Below are 18652 nucleotides of genomic sequence, written 5' to 3' on the forward strand. Positions count from 1 at the left end.
ACTACTCTTCGTCGTGTGTATTCATCATCCAAATTGAAAATATATCAATATAGTTCCAAAAAGATTGTTTTAGTTCTTCATCTAAATCAAGAGTATTTAAAACCATAATATAAGATTCTAACCAGATTCTTCTAGCTTCTTGCGTAATAGCAAATGGCATATGTCTTGCAACCATTCTTGGAGCACCTCTACTCATATCAAAATATCTAGGGCCTCCACAAATTTGTATAAAGAAGTCAGCAGAGTGCTTTTTAGCCATCTCAAAACCTTCATCTGTAGGTGGGAACAGTCCTCTAATATTACTTTGTCTTAATAAATCATAGTGGTCAGAAACCATTTTTCTCATGCCTTCTTCACCTAAAGCTTCTAATATTTTTGGATTTGGTAAAGATACTTGAGGTCTAGTTCCTATTTGTGCGGGTGTTATGTTATATTGCATTATTATATTCCTAATTTAAAATTTGAAAAAATATACAACATTTTATTTATAAGTTTTAGAAAGTTTGTAAACTAAATAAGGTCTTTCAACCTTATTTAATATAGTTAGATTTTTTATCTTCTTTGTCTAGTTCTTGTCCTATCTCTTTATATCTATTGAAATAAAACTCTACAAAGGCTTTGATTTTTGAATCATTAGGCATAAAGTATTTAGACTCTTTTTTTGCAAAGTTCGCTAAGAATATTGTTGCATCTTTTTTATCTAAATAGTGTTTTGCTAAATCAGTGTATGTTTTAACATACCATTGTTTTAACTTTTTAATTTTTGAAGTTGATAAATCAATACTTAACTTGTCTTTTTCAAAGTCTAAGATCCCAACTGTAAATAGGGCATTTAAGTGAATAAGTCCTTCACAATAGTACGGTTGTACTTCATCTACTTCCATCCAACCTATAAGTCCTACTGCTCTTTTTATAAGGTCAATTAAAACTTGTTCTTCTAATTCTTTTTCATCATCTTCGCTATCTAGGAAAAATGAGATAAGTCCACCAGTTGTAGCTTTAAACTCTTCTATGTTTTTAAAGTTTCCAGTTTCATTCATAAGAGTTTCTGTTTCATCATCACACCACAAGATATGTCCATACTCATGTCCAATAGTACTTATGTCATATACTTGATGCCATTTATCAGTTTCATTGAATAAGAATTCTCTATCTTTTGTAAGTAGTTCTTGTCCAAAAATCTCTTGGCTTAACTTTAAAAAGGGTTTTGCCCTGCTTATTTGTAAAATCTCATCAGAGAATGCAAATATCTTTTTACCTTCTTCCTTTGATACTATTTCATCATTTGGCACAACTTGTGCAGAAAATAATCCATTAAACTCTGCTCCAAAAAATAGGGCAGGTCTTCCCACATATAATTGTACTTTGTCAAGTGATTTTAATGAGAAGTCATAAATAGCTTTGTATTCATCACTTTGCTTTACATTGTCAAAGATTTTTGCAAAGGCTGATTTTATTTTGTTTACTCTGTGGTCATTTTGTGCAAAGTGTGGATTTGTAAGTCTAATATCCCACTCTAGTGCAACTGCTTTTCTAAAATGATCTTCATAATATTCTAAAGGATGTCCTATTTGAATTGGAGATTTTATCTTCATCCAAGTTCTATCAACATCAGCCCATCTTTCTACAAGAAGATGAGTTTTATTTTCAGAGAAAGCTTTGATAAGTGCTTGAATATATAAAATGTAATCCCATTTTTGATTATAGATTTCATCTTCTAGTTCTATAAGTGCTTCTTCAAAATCTTCTAAAGCATCAACTACAGCTGTTGTTTGTTCTTTGAAACTTTCAATATATGCTTTTGATTTATATTCATCTTTTTGTTTTACTAAAGCAGAATATGATCTATCTGCTTCAATATTATTATGTCCTAAATCAAATAGTTTATGTTTTTTAAGGTATTCAAAAACTTTAGTTTCATTTCCATCAAACATATTTAAAAGTTCTTTGTTTACACCATTTATAATATGTGCTGTCCAAGAACTTTGCCATGATGACATTTTTAAACCAACATTATAAACACCCTCAAAAATAGCTTGATAAAAAGGAGTTAATAAGTTATTGTGTTTGATATATTCAACTGTTTTTTTATGTTTTTCATGCCAAAAGTCTCTTACAAAGCAGTATGCTTTTTCTTGTAAGTTTATAACTTCTTCTTCATTTTTACCAAGTTTTTTAAGAACTTGAACTAAAGAATCATCTCTTAAATTAACCAATCTTGTAACAAGTGCAAGTCTAAGATTTGAATCAAGTTCTAAGTCTAAAGTTTTTGCAAACTCATCAATAATAGTTAGTTTTTCATACTCTTCATTTTCTAAGTAAGTTATTAGTTTGTTTGTATTGTTTTTTTGTAAATCTAAATATTCGTAAACTTCTACTAAATCATTTAAAAATTTATCATTCATTTAAAACCTTTTTTTGTAGTTTGGAAGATTTTATCTAAAAATGCTTTTAGAAGAAGTAATATTTTTAAAATACAAATTTAGTCTTTTTTGTAATCAATATTTCTTTTTCCACAATTAGGGCAGGGGTTTGACTCATTCATATGACAAGTAAAGCAGTATATGGTATCACAGGATTTGCAAGTTAATTTACAGTGTTTACAAACGTAAACAGGTCTTTTTTCATTTTTCCATTCTTTCTTTTTGAATATATTAAAAAACATGGCAATCCTTCTATATTAGTTTAATATATTAAAAGTCTTAATGTAAGTCAATGATTATAATCAATATTTCTGAATAAATTGCTGTTAAAGATATTTGAAGCTATAATCCGATTTATAAAAAATAACCATTGTTTTAGAAGGATTGTAATTGATTTTTATTTGTTCATGTTTTAGGATTCTAAAAGGTGGTAAATTTAGTTTAATCATTACTTCAATTCTTAGTTCAACTACTTTGACTTTTGCGGCACCAGCAGGAGGAGTTGTTACTTCTGGTTCTGCAACTATCAATCAAAATAGCAATGTAACAAATATAAATCAAACCTCTAACAAAGCAACAATCAATTGGCAAGATTTTTCTATTGGAAAAAATGAGATAGTTAATTTCAAGCAACCAAACTCTAATTCTATTACATTAAATAGAGTTATAGGAAGTGAAAAATCAATTATAAATGGTGCATTAAATGCAAATGGTCAAGTTTGGATACTAAATTCAAATGGTGTTTTATTTGGCAGAAATGCAAGTATAAACACAAGTGGACTGCTAGCTACAACAGCAGAACTTTCTGATAAAGATTTTAATGCAGGAAATTATAATTTCAAAAATGCAACAGCAAATTCAATTATTAATCAAGGAACAATAGAAATAGCAAATAATGGTTCTGTTATATTAGCTTCAAATGAAGTTTCAAACGAAGGAACTATTAAAGCTATTAAAGGAAGTGTTCATTTAGTTGGAGCTGATTCTTATTCAATTAATCTAAACGAAAACTCATTAGTAAATCTTAGAGTAGATAAAGGAGTACTTGATGCTATGGTTTCAAATTCTGGAACTGTAATTGCTGATGGAGGAAAGATTTATCTAACTACAAATGCAGTTGATGAATTACTAAAAGGAGTTGTAAACAACATAGGTATTCTTGAAGCAAATAGTATTGATGATATAACAGGATATATAGAAGTTTTTGCACATGGTGGTGAGGCTTTAGTTGATGGAATTATAAGTGCAGAGGGCGGTTTTATTGAAACCTCTGCAAAAAAAATCAAGTTTTCAGATACTCTTGCTCTTAATGCAGGTTTTGGTGGTACTTGGCTTATTGACCCAAATAATATAAGAATTGTATCTGATGCAACTGCTGAAGCAAATTTAAACAATTCTGGAGGATTATATACAACTTTAGATGATTCAACAGTTTTGCGTGCATCTACTATTGAATCTCACTTAAATAATGGGGCAAATGTTGCAGTTATAACTTCAAGTGCAGGAACAAACTTGGAAGATGGAGATATTTTTTTAGAGACAAATATCAATAAAACTTCAGGTGGTGATGCAGTTTTAACACTAAAAGCACATAGAAATATAGTATTTGCAGATAGTTATACTTCACTAACTTTATATGGTAGTATTTCAAGCAGTAGTAATAAATTAAATGTTGTATTATGGTCAGATAGTGATGGAAATAATGATGGTTCAGTTTGGATACCTAAAAACTCATCTATTTCAACAAATGGTGGAAATGTTTGGATAGGAGGAGGAGCTGGCTCTATAACATGGAATGGAGTAACAATAGGAGACTCTTATGCAGTTGGTAGTAGTTTTTTTTCAGATGAAGGAAAAGCAATAGCAAGAGGTTCTTCAATAAATGGTAATATAAATGCAAATGGCTCAACTTCTGGTGGAGATATTTATATAAAAGGTCTTGCTAGTCAATCAAGTTATTATACTAGTGCTAGAGGGGTTTCTATAACAGGTTCAATAATAACAAACCATCAAGGAAATATTACAATAGAAGGAACTGCAAAAGGTGCCTCTGATGCTGTTGCTATTGGAGATACTGCTTTAAGTAATGGCTCAGGTATTTTAAGAGTTGAAGACGGAACTATTTCAATAAATGGATATTCAAATAAAAGTAATGCTTCAAGTGACTCTATTTATTTAAATAATGGTTCTTATATAGAAAGTACAGGAACTGGAACATTAATAATAGATGGAAATGATGATGAAATCTCTGCTGATTCTACTTCATATATTAAAATTGCTAATTTATTGTTAAAAAATGGTTTTACTACAACCTTAACTAATGCTAATAATGATATTAAAACATTAGCTGCAACAGGTATGACTGCTTTAACATATAGTGATTTAAATGATATTACAATAGGTACTGTTGGTGGGGTTAGTGGAATAACAGCTAATGGTGATGTTAATCTTTCTTCTGGTTCTGATATTTTTGCTTATGCACCTATTTCCAATGGTTCAAATATTCTAAATCTAAATGCTACTGGAAATATATATTATGATTCAAATGAACCTGTAAACAATGAATCTAAAAATACAGATGCTTCATCTATAATTTCTTCAAATACTTATTATACAATTAATGATTTACCAACTTTTGATAATATAAACAATAAATCTATATCTACAAATGATAAGTTATTTGATTCATCTAGTTTTGAACAAAATACCTTCGATACAGAATCACTTAGTCTTAATGACGTCTTTGGTGAAAGTAAAGTAGAAAAAAAGATTAACTCAAGTAGTTCAAATAAAAATCTTACAGAACAAAAAATTGAGACGAAAAAAGATGTTAGTTTAAATAAATCTATTGAAAATAAAGTTAATATTCAAACTTCAAACTCAACTCAAACTGAACAAAGTAGTGAATCAAATACTTCAAATGAGAGTTCAAGTGAAAATGAAACTAAAGAAAATAAAAGTTCAAAGAGTTCATCAAAGAATTTAACTGAAAATGAACTTGCTCAAAATACTTATGAGTTAGATGAAGCTCAAATTGAAATTCGTGTTGATGAAAATGGAAAGATAGTTTTTAGTAAATCTGAAATTGAAGTACGAGTTACAGCTACTGGAAAATTAATCTTTTCAAGTAGTACAAAAGATGTATTAGCGACAATGGGATTGGCAATAAAGAAAATATCTTTAAAAGACAATAAAATTGAAATTGCAATTACAGATAAAAAAGATACTTCTAAATATAGTGCAACTTTAACAAATGGTAAACCTTTGCCAAAATATTTAAAAATAGATACTAAAACAGGAAAAATAAATGGAGTTTTACCTAAAGGTGTTAAAGAAACAAAAATTAGTATAAAAGCACTAAGTAAAGATAAAACAGTTAGAGTTTTAAATTTAAAAATGGAGATTAAAATATGAATAGAAAAAATTATCTAATTTTTTCAGGAATTTTAATATTATGTATTATTAGTTTTATATATTATAAACTTGAATATTCAAAAAATATATTTGCTCAAATTGTTTCTAAAGTAGGAGAAGTTAATTTAGTTGATGAAAATGGAGAACTACTAAAAAAGGTTGAAGCAGGGTATAAAATAAAAGTAGGAGAATTTCTTGAAACAAAAGATAAATCTTCTGCAACCATAAAGTTTGTTGATAACTCAATTGTAATTATTTCAGAAAAATCCTTGGTTGCTATGAAAAAGTTAAAATATGATGAAAACTCTAAACAAGCTATTACAAATCTTCTTCTTTTAAAAGGAAAGGTTGAATCTACAGTAACCAACCAAGATACCTTTGGTTCAGAATATAAAGTAATAACCCCAACACTTCAACTTGCAGTTAGGGGAACTATATTTAATGTTGCAGTTGAAGATGATGAGTCAAGGGCTTTTGTAACAGAAGGAAAAATTGAAGCTTCAGATGGAAATAAATCTTTAATGTTAAATACTGGGTATGGTGTAGTTGTAAATGATGAAATCAAATTAAGCTCACCAATTAAGCTTCTTAATAAACCAACAGTAGATTTAAATGAATTAAGCATTAAGTATTATAAAAAGTATATATCTTGGAAAGAGCTTGAAAATGCAGTTAAATATCATGTTCAAATCTTTGCTACTTCAAAATACAATACTTTGATTCATGATAAATATGTAAATAGTACAGAACTAAGTATAGATGATTTAAAAGATGGAAAATATAAAATAAACATACAAGCAGTTGATAAGTATGGATTAGAAGGATTTAGAATTGAAGAGTATTTTGATGTTAAATCTAATCCTCTTCCACCAAAAATAAAAAATGCAAAAATTGATGAAGAAACAAAAATGATTTTATTTAATTGGGAAAAATCACAAGAAGCTAATAAGTATATAATAGAAATCTCAAAAACTAGAAGTTTTGATAATGTATTAATTAGAGTAACTAATTTAAAATCCTCATTAGATAGTATGTCACTACCTTTACAAAAAGGAAATTACTTCATTAGAATGTCAAGTGTTGATAATGCAGGAGTTAGAGGACCTTATAGCCAAATGTATCCTTTTAAAGTAGAAAAAAGATGAGAAAATCAGATAGTATATACTGGAAACATCAGCTTTGGATAGTAATTGTATCTTTAGCTATCACATATGCTTTTACTTATACTGCATTATATGATAGTTTGAAAAACTATTTTAATGATACAGTTCAATACCTATCATCAGAAGAAAAATATTTTACTGATAGTGTAGTTATTGATGTAAATGACAGTTCATTAAAAATTCTACAAAAAGATTTTGGACACTGGCCTTACACAAGAGATAAATATGCACTGATAATTGAGTTTTTACAATCAATGGGTGTAGAAAATATAGTTTTTGATATTAAGTTTGTAGATCCAAGAGTTGGGGATAATATTTTTAAAAGTACAATAACAAAGTATGATAATATTTTCTTTGTGACAAGTGTTTTAAATGAAGATATTCCAGTTAGTTTGGATGAACAAAAAAGATTAGAGCAAATGGCTTGGAGCAAAGACTCAAATATACCTGCATTAAAATTTAGTAGTCTTCTTCTTCCCAATGAAAGTGTTCTTAGTACTAACACAATATATAAGCTTGGGATAACTGCTGTTTCTGAAGATAGTGATGGAGTAATTAGGTCAATTCCGTTACTGTATAATGTTGATTCTAAAATACTTCCTTCTTTACTTCTTAGAGTAAAATCACCAAAAACAAATATCCCAAAGATAAACTATAGTTCAAAAACCAATGAACTATCACTAAACAATAAAACATGGAATGTTGATAATGAAAACAGAGTTAAATTGTTTTATCCTAAGAATGCAAACTCAATTATGTCTATTCCTTTTTACAAAATTAGCGAAGTAGCATTAAATAAAAAATCAGTCTCAAATAGTAGTTTTTTTAAAGATAAAACAGTTTTTATAGGAAGTTCAGCATTTTTGTCTGATAGAGTAAATACTCCAAGAGGAGCAATGTCAGGCTCATATTTGCTTGCAATTGCATATGAGGCATTAAAAAATAAACAAATAGTGAAAACTAATAATGTATTAAATTTTATCTTGTTATTGATCGCTGTTTTATTCTCTTTTTATTTAAGTAGTAGAAAAGAGATTTATAATAAAAAGGTATTAGTAGTTACGTCATTGACTATAGTTATAGTTTTTGTATATGGATTTATTTCTTTAAAATATTTCTACTTGGAGACAAATCTATTCTTTTCTTTACTTGTAATCATATTTTCAATTATCTTTACAGTGATAAACTATCAATTATCTTTATCTAAATATAATCAAAAGCTAATTGAAGAGACTAAAAAATTATATAATGAGGCAAATTGTGATACTTTAACTGGTCTTTTAAATAGACGTGGTTTTGATGAACAGTACAGAAAATACAAAGAAATTATCACTAAAACAAACTCTTCTCAAACAGCATGCTTAGCAGTAATGGACCTAGATCATTTTAAAAGTGTTAATGATACATATGGTCATGATATTGGAGATATAGTTTTACAAAAGTTTGGTAAACTTTTAAAAGAGCATTTAAGAGATATTGATGTTCCTGCTAGATGGGGAGGAGAAGAGTTTGTTATTCTTTTAAGGAATACAACAATAGATGAATCAATCATTATTTTAAATAGAGTTAGAGAATTATGTAAACAGATGCAAATTCAAACTTCTCAAGGGGAGCTAACAGTTACAATTAGTATTGGAGTAACGCATATAGAAGATTTAAATGAAACAATTGATTTATATGTAAAAAAAGCTGATATTGGCTTATACCAAGCAAAACAAAATGGTAGAAATAGAGTTTGTATTTCATAAATATTAAATATTTTAGCACTTATAAATAAAAAGTGCTAATTTCTATTAAAACTTTAGCTTCCTTTTATAAAGTTTTGTTAAAATTATCCCATAAAAAATAAAATATTATAGGAGAAATTAGCATGGCAAAACATCAATTTCAAACTGAAGTAGGTCAGTTATTACACTTAATGACTCACTCTTTATATTCAAACAAAGAGATTTTTATTAGAGAACTTGTATCAAATGCAAGTGATGCAATTGATAAACTAAACTATTTAAAACTTACAGATGACGAAATGAAGTCAAAGTTACCAGCTGATTGGTCTGGTGAAATTAATATCGCTTTTGATGAAGCAGATAAATCTTTAACAATCATTGATAATGGTATTGGTATGAATGAAGAAGATTTAATCGCTTCTATTGGTACTATTGCAAAATCAGGAACAAAATCTTTTGTTGAAGCTTTAACAGGTGATGCAAAAAAAGATTCAAACTTAATTGGACAGTTTGGTGTTGGTTTCTATTCTGTATTTATGGTAGCTGATAAAGTAGATGTTATCTCTAAAAAAGCAGGAGAAGAGCAAGCATATAAGTGGTCTTCAACTGGTACTGGTGAGTTTGATTTATCACCTTGTACAAAAGAATCAAATGGTACTGTTATTTATATCAAATTAAAAGATGAAGAAGCCGAAGAGTTTGCTTCTAAACCAAGAATTGAAAATATTGTTGGAAAATATTCTGATCATATTGCTTATCCAATCTTCTTAAATTATACAGAAGAAGTAGAAGAAGAGCTTTCTGAAGAAGATAAAAAAGCTGGAAAAGAGCCTAAAAAAACAAAAGAAAAAAGACACGAACAAATCAATAAAGCAACGGCTTTATGGATGCAACCAAAATCAAAAATCAAAGATGAAGAATATAATGATTTCTATAAATCAATCTCTCATGATTCACAAGACCCATTAGCAACTATTCACACAAAAGCAGAGGGTGTAAATGAATATACAACATTATTCTATATTCCTAAAACTGCACCAATGGATATGTACAGAGCTGACTATCAACCAGGTGTAAAACTTTATGTTAAAAGAGTATTTATTACTGATGATGATAAAGAGTTATTACCTACTTACTTAAGATTTGTAAGAGGTATTATTGATTCTGAAGATTTACCATTAAACGTTTCAAGAGAAATCTTACAAGAAAATAGAATCTTAGCAAATATTAAACAAGCTTCTGTAAAGAAAATCTTATCAGAAATCAAAAAGCTTTCAAAAGATGAAGAAAAGTACAAAGAGTTTATTGAACAATACAATAGACCACTTAAAGAGGGTGCTTACCAAGACTTTACAAATAAAGATAAGTTATTAGAGCTTATTAGATTTAAATCAACTAAAACTGAAAAAGATGCAATGACTTCTTTAGAAAAATATAAAGAGAATGCAGACTCAGAACAAAAAGCTATTTTCTATATTGTAGGTGAAAATGAGAAAGTTCTTAGAAACTCACCACTTCTTGAAGCATACAAGAAAAATGATATTGAAGTTCTTATCTTAGATGATAAAGAAATCGATGAAATCGTAACTCCAATGTATGGTGCATACAAAGAGTGGGAGTTTAAAGATATTACTTCTTGTGAAGCTCCAAAAGTAGAGCAAACAGAAGAGCAGATGAAAGAAGTAGAAGAGAAGTTTGAAGATATCACGAAAAAAATCAAAGATATTTTAGGTGAAGCTGTAGCAGACGTAAAAGTTACAAATAGACTTTCTGAATCACCTTCTTGTGTAGTAAAAGATGCAGGTGATGCTCAAATGGCACAAATGATGCAAATGATGAAAGCAATGGGACAAGAGATGCCAGAGTCAGCTCCAATCTTAGAAATCAACCCAGACCATGAGATTGTTAAGAAGTTAAATGGTTGTGCTGATGATAAAATGATTGATGATGTATCATGGGTACTACTAGACCAAGCGAAACTGTCAGAAGGTATGGAAATTACTGATGCGGTTTCATTTGCTCAAAGACTATCAAGAATCACAGCAAAAGCTTTATAAAATAATGATTTAGGTTCATCTTCGTCGTCGAAGAGAACCTATTTCTCTGTCACTTACCTTGTGTAAGCTCCTTCGCACTAGAACCTCTTCTTCTAGAATCTAAACCAAACTCATTATTCTATATAAGAATTATAAAAACAAATCAAAATCTAATTTTAAAACTATACAAAAATTAATCATGCACATAGAAAAATAATAATAAAATATAATTCAAATTTTTAATAGGATTATTTATTATGTTTAAAAACTTTTTCTTTACTATATTTTTATCACTGATTTTTGTATCTTTTTTAGAAGCTTCAAATGAAAAGATAAATCAACAAATATATGAACTAAAAACTTCACAAGAGTATGCACAAAAAATAAATGATGAAAAAATCACTCTTATAATGGGACAGATAATCCAAAAAGAGAATGAGATTAAAGTGTTAGAAAAGAAAATTGATGAACTAAGAAAAGATAAAAATTCTTTATCTAACTACAAAGATATTATTGATAGACAAGATAAAAGAATTGAAGATTTAAATCATTACTTTTTTTGGTATGGAATATTAATTACTATATTGTTATTTGGTGTGTCTTATATATCATATAGATTCACTTCAAATGAGTCAAAAGATATTGTAAATGATTGGTTAAATAAAAATAAAGAAGAAATATTAAAACCAATACATAAAGAGGGAAATGAATTATTAAGTAATATAGAAGATAAAGCTTTAAAATTTTATCAAAAGCAAGTAAATGATTTAAATAATGATTTAAACATTGATGAAAAATTAACAGAGAATCAACAAGAAACACTTGCAAAAGTTAATCAAATATTAGAACATAAAGAAAAAGAAAAATATACATTTGATGATTGGAATTCAAAGTTTATAGATTATTTTTATAAAGGAAAGTTTGATAATGCATTAGTAGCTATTGATAATGCAATTATAAAGGCTGAAAATAATTTAGATTTGTCATTTGGTTTACTTCGAAAAGGTATTTTTCTTGTAAAGGTGGAAAGATATTCTGATGCAATGGATATATATGATGAATTAATAGATAGATTCAAATACTCAAAAGAAATCAATATTTTAAAGAATGTTAGTGATGGAATATCTAATAAAATAGAGTTATCTTTAATAGAAAATAAAGAATATAGTAAAAAAGACTTAGATTTATATTTTGAATTAGTAAAAGATAAAAAAGATGAACTTATTTATTATGAAATTCTTACTCTCTTAGAGAAAGCTAAGCATAATGAAATTGATGAAAAAATAATATCTTGGAAAGAAGAGTTTAAAGATACTCTTATTGAAGATTGGTCATTTGAAGAATTAAAAACTTGGGCAAACTCTTTTGAAGATGAAGAAGTTAAAGATAGGCTTTTAAGATATATAGATATCTTTGAAAAGCACAATGAAAGTGTAGAGGAAAACTAATCTAAGATTAGTTCTCTAAACTATCCTCATCTTCTGATTCAAGTTCTAAAGTTTCCTCTTCTTCCTTCTCAGGTCTTTTTTCTGCTCTTGCAAGTATTTCTAAGTAAAAAGTTTCAGCTTCAGATTTAGCTGCTTCATCAATAGATTTTGTGATATCAATAAAATCAATCACCTTAGGTTCATCATCACCAATTGCAAATTTACAATCAAAAAACCAAAAGTCTTTATCTTCAGGAAGTGCTTTTCTTTTTTCTCTTTTGATATATTTTCTTACTTCATATTTAATAGAATCTACAACTCTATCAGGATGTTTATTTTCTTGCTTTAATTTAAAAGTCTTTTTCAAATCTTACCTTTGATTTTTTATATTTTTGCAATTGTATCTAAGTTTTTAGAAAATAACAGCTTTTTTGACAACTTAATAAACTATTTATGAAAAATAGGTATAATTCTTAGTAATACTATTTAGTATTACACATAGTTATATGTAATATTAAAGGTAGTCATATGGAAACAGATTTTCTTATAGCATTTACGCTAGTTATACTTATCTCTTCTTTTATACATGGAAGTATAGGTTTTGGTTTTGGTCTTATCTCAACTCCTGTAGTTGCACTTTTTACAGATATTCAAACAACAATCACATATATAATAATCCCAACAATGATAGTAAATCTTGTTAGCATACTAAGTGAAGGTAAATTTTTTGAAGCCTTACGAAAATTTTGGCTTATAATTTTACTTATGGTTATAGGTAGTGTATTTGGAACATTTATCTTGGTTTATTACAACTCTGAGTATTTTAAACTTATACTTGCATTTATAATATTCTTTTATCTTTTTCAGTCTTTGGTTAAATTTAGAGCTAGTTTTATATCTGATTATCCAAAATCTTCAACCTATGGATTAGGACTAGTAGGTGGAGTTGTCTCAGGTCTTACAAATGTAGTTGCTCCTCTTACAATCATGTACACCTTAGAACTAAAGTATTCAAAGAAAGATACAATCCAGCTTTCGAATTTATGTTTTCTTTTTACAAAAGTAGGTCAAGTTGCTACTTTTGTTTATTTTGGAGAGTTTACTTCTCAAGCAGTTCAATTATCTTTTGCTAGTATTTTTATCATTGCTATTGGTCTTTATTTTGGTATAAAAATAAAGAAAAAAATAGATGCAAAATTCTATGCAAAGATATTAAAAGTCTTATTGTTTATTATTGCATGGATGTTAGTTTTTCAAACAGTTTTAGTATAAAGGTTAAACATGGATTCAAATTTATTAAAAGTTTTTATAGCAGTTGCAAATACAAAATCTATTTCTCAAGCAGCAAAAGAGTTAGAGTTTACTCAATCAAACGTAACTTTACGAATAAAACAATTAGAAAAAAATGTAGGATATTCTCTTTTTCATAGAACAAACCGAGGTGTTATTCTTACAAATGAGGGAGAAAAGCTTTTCCCTTATGCTATTGATATTATAAAAAAAGTAGAAGAAGCCCAAGTTTATATGCGAAATATTGATTATCAAGAAGTTCTTAAAATAGGTGCAACTCAAACATTCACTACAAGTAGTTTGATGCCATTTTTAGAAAAACTAAACAATGATTTTAAACAAATGAATTTAGAGTTTACCGTAGATAGTAGTTTAAATTTGATAGATAAACTATTAGACTATAAGCTTGATATAGCTTTTGTAAATGGAAATCCAAATCATAAAGATATAGAGATTTTAAATATTTTTGAAGAGAAGATGGTTTTAGTTGAACCTTTAGACAAAGAGCCTCAAAAGACTTGTTTTGTATTTAAAAAGTCATGTGCAAATTGTATCGCTTTGGAAGGTTATATTAAAAATACTAGAGATGAAGATTATAAAACTGTTGAGTTAGAAAATTTTGAGTTAATCCTTGGTTGTATAAAAGCAGGTTTTGGATTAGGTCTTTTATCTCCTAAGATAATAGAAAAATTTGGCTACACAAACAAAGTAAAAACTACAGATATAGAAAATCATCTTGATACTCACTTGATTTGTAGAAAAGATTATCTTCCAATTATTCATAAATACTTAAGAGATGTAAGTCTTTAAGTAAGAAGTTTATGAAAAATTAAGCAAAGGATGTTATATTTATCCCGAAAAAAATATGAAGGAATTTTATGTCAAATATTATAATTAGAGATGCAGTTATTGAAGATTCTCAAACAATCTTAAATTTTATTACAGAGCTTGCAATTTATGAAAAAGCTGAGCATGAAGTAAAAACTGATGTTGAACAAATTAAAAAATCTATTTTTGGTGAAAACTCAACTGTTAAAGCTTTTATTTGTGAAGAAGATGACGTTGCAATTGGTTTTGCAGTATATTTTTACAACTACTCAACTTGGCTTGGAAAAAATGGTATATATTTAGAAGACTTATATGTTAGTAAAGATAAAAGAGGTAGTGGTGCTGGAAAAGCTATCTTAAAACATCTTGTTAAAAAAGCATATGATGAAGGTTGTGGAAGAGTAGAGTGGTCTTGTTTAGATTGGAATACTCCTTCAAGAGAGTTTTATGAGTCTATTGGTGCAAAGAGTCAAGATGAGTGGATAGGTTATAGATTAGAAGGTGACTCAATAGTTAATTTTATAAATAGCTAAAAAGGTTTTACATGGAAAACTTAGATAGTTTTTACTCTTTGATGTCTAAAGCTTCATCTTTAACAAAAGAGAAAAAATACGAAGAAGCACTTAGGGCATACGATGATATTTTAGTTAAATATTTAGATACAAAAGATGAGTCTATAATAGAGTATTTACCTTATACTTTTTATAACAAAGCTTTAATATATGCACATAAAAAAGAGTATGAAAAAGAGTTAGAAGTTTATAATGAACTTCTTTCAAGATTTATTTCAAATGTCTCACCAAATAGTGAGATTATTTTTGCAAAAGCTTATATGAATAAAGCTATTTGTATTCAAGAATTAAAAGATGAAAAAGAGTCTTTAGATATTTATAAAGAGTTTGTACAAAACTTTGAAAACTGTTTAGATGAAAAGGTTTTAGAAGATATTGTACAAGCAAAATATAATATAGCTCATATTTTAGGAGATAATGAGCAAATTGAAGAGTCTATAAAAGCTTATGATGATGTAATAGATTTATTTAAAGATACAAAAGAAAAATACTTTTTAGAGTTTGTTGCAAAATCTTTAGTAAATAAAGCAAATAAATACAAAGAACTATTTGAGTTTGAGAAAGCCATTGAATCTTTTGATAAAGTTATAAAAGAGTTTTCTTCTTTTGAAAAACAAGTTGCAATTGCATATCATAATAAAGCAACTGTTTTAGCAGAATTACAAGATGAAAAACAGATGAAAAAAGTTTGTGATGAGTTAATTGAAAAGTTTTCAAATGTTCATGATGAATTTATCATGAACATTGTCTCTTCTGCAGAAGTTCTAAAAGATAAGGACACTTTTAATAAAAACTGTTTTTAGTGACCTCGTCCTAACATCTCAGATGCTTCCATAACAATCATGAAAGCATCTTCATCTGTTTGCTGAATAATTTGCCTTAATGCACCTAATCTTCTAACATCAATTACCATAAAAATAAGAGTTTTGTCATCTTTTTTGTTTAAAGCATCCCCTTGAATAAGTGTACCTTCATGCTTTAAATTTTGGCTAATTTGTTTTCCTAACTCTTGTGGTTTTGAAGTAGTAATATGAATAACTTTAGTTGTAAGTGTTCCTGTTAATACAATATCAATAGCTTTAGCTGTTACATAAATACTCATAATACTTAAAACTGCTTTTTCAAAATCTTTAAATACATAAATTGAAGAGATTACAATAAGTGCATCAATAAATAAAATAATTTGTGCTGGTTTAAAATGTGAGTTTGTTGAAACTATTTTTGCAACAATAGTGGAACCACCAGCACTTGCATGTCCTTTTATAATAAAACCAACCCCAAAACCAATAACTGCTCCTGCAAAAATAGCAGCAACTAAGATATTTGAAATTAGTAAATCAAAATCTAATGTATATGAAAAAAAATCAATAAAAATAGAAATAAGAAAAACAGTGATGATTGTTCTTACTGCAAACATTTTCCCAAAATATTTTATTCCCCAAATAAGCAAAGGGATATTTATAGCAATAACCATACTTCCAATAGAAAAACCAGTAAGTTTATGTAATAAAATTGCAGCACCAGGGGTTCCACCAGTAGTGAAGTTATGAGGATTAAAAAATAATACAACAGATAATGCGATAAAAAGAGTTCCTAAAATAATATAAAAAATATTTATAAATTCTTTCTTATTAAAAATAGTTTTCATATATTCCTTTCTAGTTTTTTGGGATTATATCAAATTAAATAAAATATTTTATAATATCTTGAAAAAACGGGGTATTTATGATAAAGTGATAATAAAAAATAATTAGGTTTTATATATGGGAATATTTCAAAAAATAATTAGTGCAATAGCTAATGCTTCGATGCCAATCTATAAATTTGAAAATAATCAAATAGCTTTTAAAACAGATTTTGAAGAATATATAAAATATGATTTAGATATTTATGATATGAAAACGAGACATGATCCTTTTGTTGTAGAGGCTTACACTATAAATAATGAAGAAATATTTTTAGAATATGTAAAAACTGACACAAACACAACTTGGAATGGACAAGCTTTGAGTCTATATGAAGACTTCTTTAAACAAAAACTACAAATAAATGAGTTTGAGACTTTAGAGTCAAAAGATATATCAAACTATACTTTTAAAGTAAAAAGAGTAGATGATGCTTTTATTTTACATATAATCTATATTTGGGCTGCAAATACAGATGTATTTATTGTAGATATGAAAGGTAAGTTATATAAAAAGTTATTATCAGAATTTGAAGAAGGATATACTTATAATTATGAGAAAGAACAAAAAGGTAATGTAAATTTTAATATCTCTCTTGTAAAAGAAAATTGTATTCAAGGTTTCTTTAATGCAAGTCATTAAAAAAATACAAACATATTTTTTTATAATTTTATTTTTTAGTGCTTGTAGCATAAATAGTTTAAATAACTATTCTTCAAAAACTAAAGAACTCTCTTTTTATTCAAATAGTAAATTAATAGAAAAACTAAGCTTTAATAATCCAAAACAAAAGTACTACTTATCAATGCCTTGTGTTTCTAACTCTTATACAATAGAAGAAAAAAATAGTAGATATGGGAAATTGTTTTTTGAGTACATTGATTTAAATAGTAATTGTGTTTGGACAGGTTTAGCAAGTAGTTTTTTTGAAACGAGTTTAAATTATGAGTTAAAGCTTAATTCTTTTGAAGTTGTAGAAAATATTGATATAAATAATTATACTTTTAAAACCTATAAAATAAACAATGAAAGTTATTTAAGTGTTATTTATTCTTATTATACAAATACAAATATGTTTTTAATTGATTATAACGGGAAATTTTACACAAAATTTTTAAAAGAATTGAAACCAAGCTATAAATCAAAATATCTTGATAAAAAAAGATTTTTAGGAAATTATGATAAAAGTTTAGTAAGAAAGAATATTCTTGAAAACTATTTTAGATATGAAAGAATAGAGTTATAAGCATTTAGCTTATAACTTTAGTTTCCAAATACTTTTTTTAGTATTGAAGTTGTTTGTTCAACGGGGTTTTCTCTAATAGAAGCCTCTTTTTCAGAAATCATTTTAAATAAACCATCAATAGCTTTATTTGTTACATAATCATCTAAACTTTCTTCACTAGAACTTGGAATATACTCATCTACTCCAAAGTTTTTAGCTAAGTTCATTACTGAACTATTTTCTACATACTCTTTACCATACTGTTTGTAGTAAGTATTAAAAGTATCATAGTATTTTGAAACACTATTTTCTTGCATTGTTTTATTTACTATTGGTTTAATTAATTCTTTTAATTTGTCATAGGTATTTTCTTTGAAATAGTTTGTCGCAGAGTGTTCATCTGCACTCAAGATTTTTTTAGCATCCTCTAAATTCATTTTTTCAATTGCTTCAATAAAAATCTCAGCAGTTTGAGGTGCTGCTTTTGTTGCTGCACTGTTCATAGACTTTATTAAATCATTAGCAATTTTATCTCCACCAACTTTTCTTATAATACTTTCTGCTTTTTGAAGATTTTCGGGCAATGGAATTTTTACATCTTTATTGTTTAAATAGCCATTTTGTGCCCCTAACGTTTTAGTAGCATAATTAACTCCCACTTTTAAAGCCTCTTTCAAACCTTTTGAAACAGTATTTTCTGATAAAGAGCTTTTTACTGTTTGTTCTTTTTTTGTATCTGTAGTTGTTATATCTTTTACTATATCTTTTGTAAAGCTATTTAAATCAAAGCCAAAAGATAATGTACTACACACTATTAAAGATAAAAGAATTATTTTTTTCTTCATTGTTTTTTTCCCTATAT

Annotated in this window: 16 protein-coding genes; 11 read left to right on the plus strand and 5 right to left on the minus strand. The window is 27.3% G+C overall.

What is annotated here, in order from left to right:
* Position 1: 1 nt before the first annotated feature.
* Positions 2 to 439 carry a globin gene (locus CRV01_RS04750; RefSeq protein ID WP_129007091.1) on the minus strand — a complete coding sequence of 146 codons (438 nt, stop codon included), beginning with the start codon at positions 437 to 439 and terminating at the stop codon, positions 2 to 4.
* Between the two features lie 91 nt (positions 440 to 530).
* Positions 531 to 2405 carry an invasion protein CiaB gene (ciaB, locus tag CRV01_RS04755; RefSeq protein ID WP_129007092.1) on the minus strand — a complete coding sequence of 625 codons (1875 nt, stop codon included), beginning with the start codon at positions 2403 to 2405 and terminating at the stop codon, positions 531 to 533.
* A gap of 408 nt (positions 2406 to 2813) precedes the next feature.
* Here ciaB and CRV01_RS04765 point away from each other — a divergent pair, with 408 nt between their 5' ends.
* The 5 genes from CRV01_RS04765 to CRV01_RS04785 all read left to right on the plus strand — a co-directional run bounded on the left by CRV01_RS04765 (position 2814) and on the right by CRV01_RS04785 (position 12211).
* Positions 2814 to 5837, plus strand: a complete 3024-nt coding sequence (locus CRV01_RS04765) for a filamentous hemagglutinin N-terminal domain-containing protein (RefSeq protein WP_129007094.1) — start codon at positions 2814 to 2816, stop codon at positions 5835 to 5837.
* Positions 5834 to 6982, plus strand: coding sequence for a FecR domain-containing protein (locus CRV01_RS04770; protein ID WP_129007095.1), 1149 nt, complete (start codon positions 5834 to 5836; stop codon positions 6980 to 6982). Before CRV01_RS04765 ends, CRV01_RS04770 begins: the two co-directional genes overlap by 4 nt.
* Entirely contained in the window at positions 6979 to 8748 is a 1770-nt protein-coding gene (locus CRV01_RS04775) for a diguanylate cyclase (protein ID WP_129007096.1), read from the plus strand. The genes CRV01_RS04770 and CRV01_RS04775 overlap by 4 nt, the downstream gene beginning before the upstream one ends.
* A 122-nt stretch (positions 8749 to 8870) precedes the next feature.
* Entirely contained in the window at positions 8871 to 10784 is a 1914-nt protein-coding gene (htpG, locus tag CRV01_RS04780) for a molecular chaperone HtpG (RefSeq protein WP_129007097.1), read from the plus strand.
* 236 nt (positions 10785 to 11020) lie between these two features.
* Entirely contained in the window at positions 11021 to 12211 is a 1191-nt protein-coding gene (locus CRV01_RS04785) for a hypothetical protein (protein WP_129007098.1), read from the plus strand.
* Positions 12212 to 12218: 7 nt separating this feature from the next.
* On the opposite strand, the gene CRV01_RS04790 is transcribed toward CRV01_RS04785, so the two are convergent.
* A complete protein-coding gene (locus tag CRV01_RS04790) occupies positions 12219 to 12557 on the minus strand; it encodes a DUF6172 family protein (RefSeq protein WP_129007099.1) in 339 nt (112 codons plus the stop codon).
* A 161-nt stretch (positions 12558 to 12718) separates the two neighbouring features.
* On the opposite strand from CRV01_RS04790, the gene CRV01_RS04795 reads away from it, so the two are divergent.
* The 4 genes from CRV01_RS04795 (at position 12719) to CRV01_RS04810 (ending at position 15683) form a co-directional block, all read left to right on the plus strand.
* Complete coding sequence (locus CRV01_RS04795; RefSeq protein ID WP_129007100.1) at positions 12719 to 13462, plus strand: sulfite exporter TauE/SafE family protein; 744 nt, start codon at positions 12719 to 12721, stop codon at positions 13460 to 13462.
* Positions 13463 to 13471: 9 nt separating this feature from the next.
* On the plus strand, positions 13472 to 14290 hold the full coding sequence (locus CRV01_RS04800; RefSeq protein WP_129007101.1) for a LysR family transcriptional regulator: 819 nt from the start codon (positions 13472 to 13474) through the stop codon (positions 14288 to 14290).
* A gap of 68 nt (positions 14291 to 14358) precedes the next feature.
* A complete protein-coding gene (locus tag CRV01_RS04805) occupies positions 14359 to 14841 on the plus strand; it encodes a GNAT family N-acetyltransferase (protein ID WP_129007102.1) in 483 nt (160 codons plus the stop codon).
* A gap of 11 nt (positions 14842 to 14852) precedes the next feature.
* Positions 14853 to 15683 carry a tetratricopeptide repeat protein gene (locus tag CRV01_RS04810; protein ID WP_129007103.1) on the plus strand — a complete coding sequence of 277 codons (831 nt, stop codon included), beginning with the start codon at positions 14853 to 14855 and terminating at the stop codon, positions 15681 to 15683.
* Here the strand turns inward: CRV01_RS04810 and CRV01_RS04815 are convergent.
* The gene (locus tag CRV01_RS04815) at positions 15680 to 16528 is read right to left on the minus strand and encodes a YitT family protein (protein ID WP_129007104.1); all 849 of its coding nucleotides are present in this window, start codon (positions 16526 to 16528) and stop codon (positions 15680 to 15682) included. The two genes, CRV01_RS04810 and CRV01_RS04815, sit on opposite strands and share 4 nt — an antisense overlap.
* Before the next feature lie 115 nt (positions 16529 to 16643).
* Here CRV01_RS04815 and CRV01_RS04820 point away from each other — a divergent pair, with 115 nt between their 5' ends.
* Both CRV01_RS04820 and CRV01_RS04825 read left to right on the plus strand, forming a co-directional pair.
* Positions 16644 to 17207 (plus strand): hypothetical protein, encoded by a 564-nt coding sequence (locus tag CRV01_RS04820; protein ID WP_129007105.1) that lies wholly within the window; start codon positions 16644 to 16646, stop codon positions 17205 to 17207.
* Complete coding sequence (locus CRV01_RS04825) at positions 17194 to 17811, plus strand: hypothetical protein (protein ID WP_129007106.1); 618 nt, start codon at positions 17194 to 17196, stop codon at positions 17809 to 17811. The genes CRV01_RS04820 and CRV01_RS04825 overlap by 14 nt, the downstream gene beginning before the upstream one ends.
* Before the next feature lie 17 nt (positions 17812 to 17828).
* On the opposite strand, the gene CRV01_RS04830 is transcribed toward CRV01_RS04825, so the two are convergent.
* Positions 17829 to 18635, minus strand: coding sequence for a DUF4197 domain-containing protein (locus CRV01_RS04830; protein ID WP_129007107.1), 807 nt, complete (start codon positions 18633 to 18635; stop codon positions 17829 to 17831).
* Positions 18636 to 18652: the final 17 nt, after the last annotated feature.

Source organism: Arcobacter sp. CECT 8983, from assembly GCF_004118855.1.
In the GTDB taxonomy this organism is placed as follows: Bacteria; Campylobacterota; Campylobacteria; order Campylobacterales; family Arcobacteraceae; genus Halarcobacter.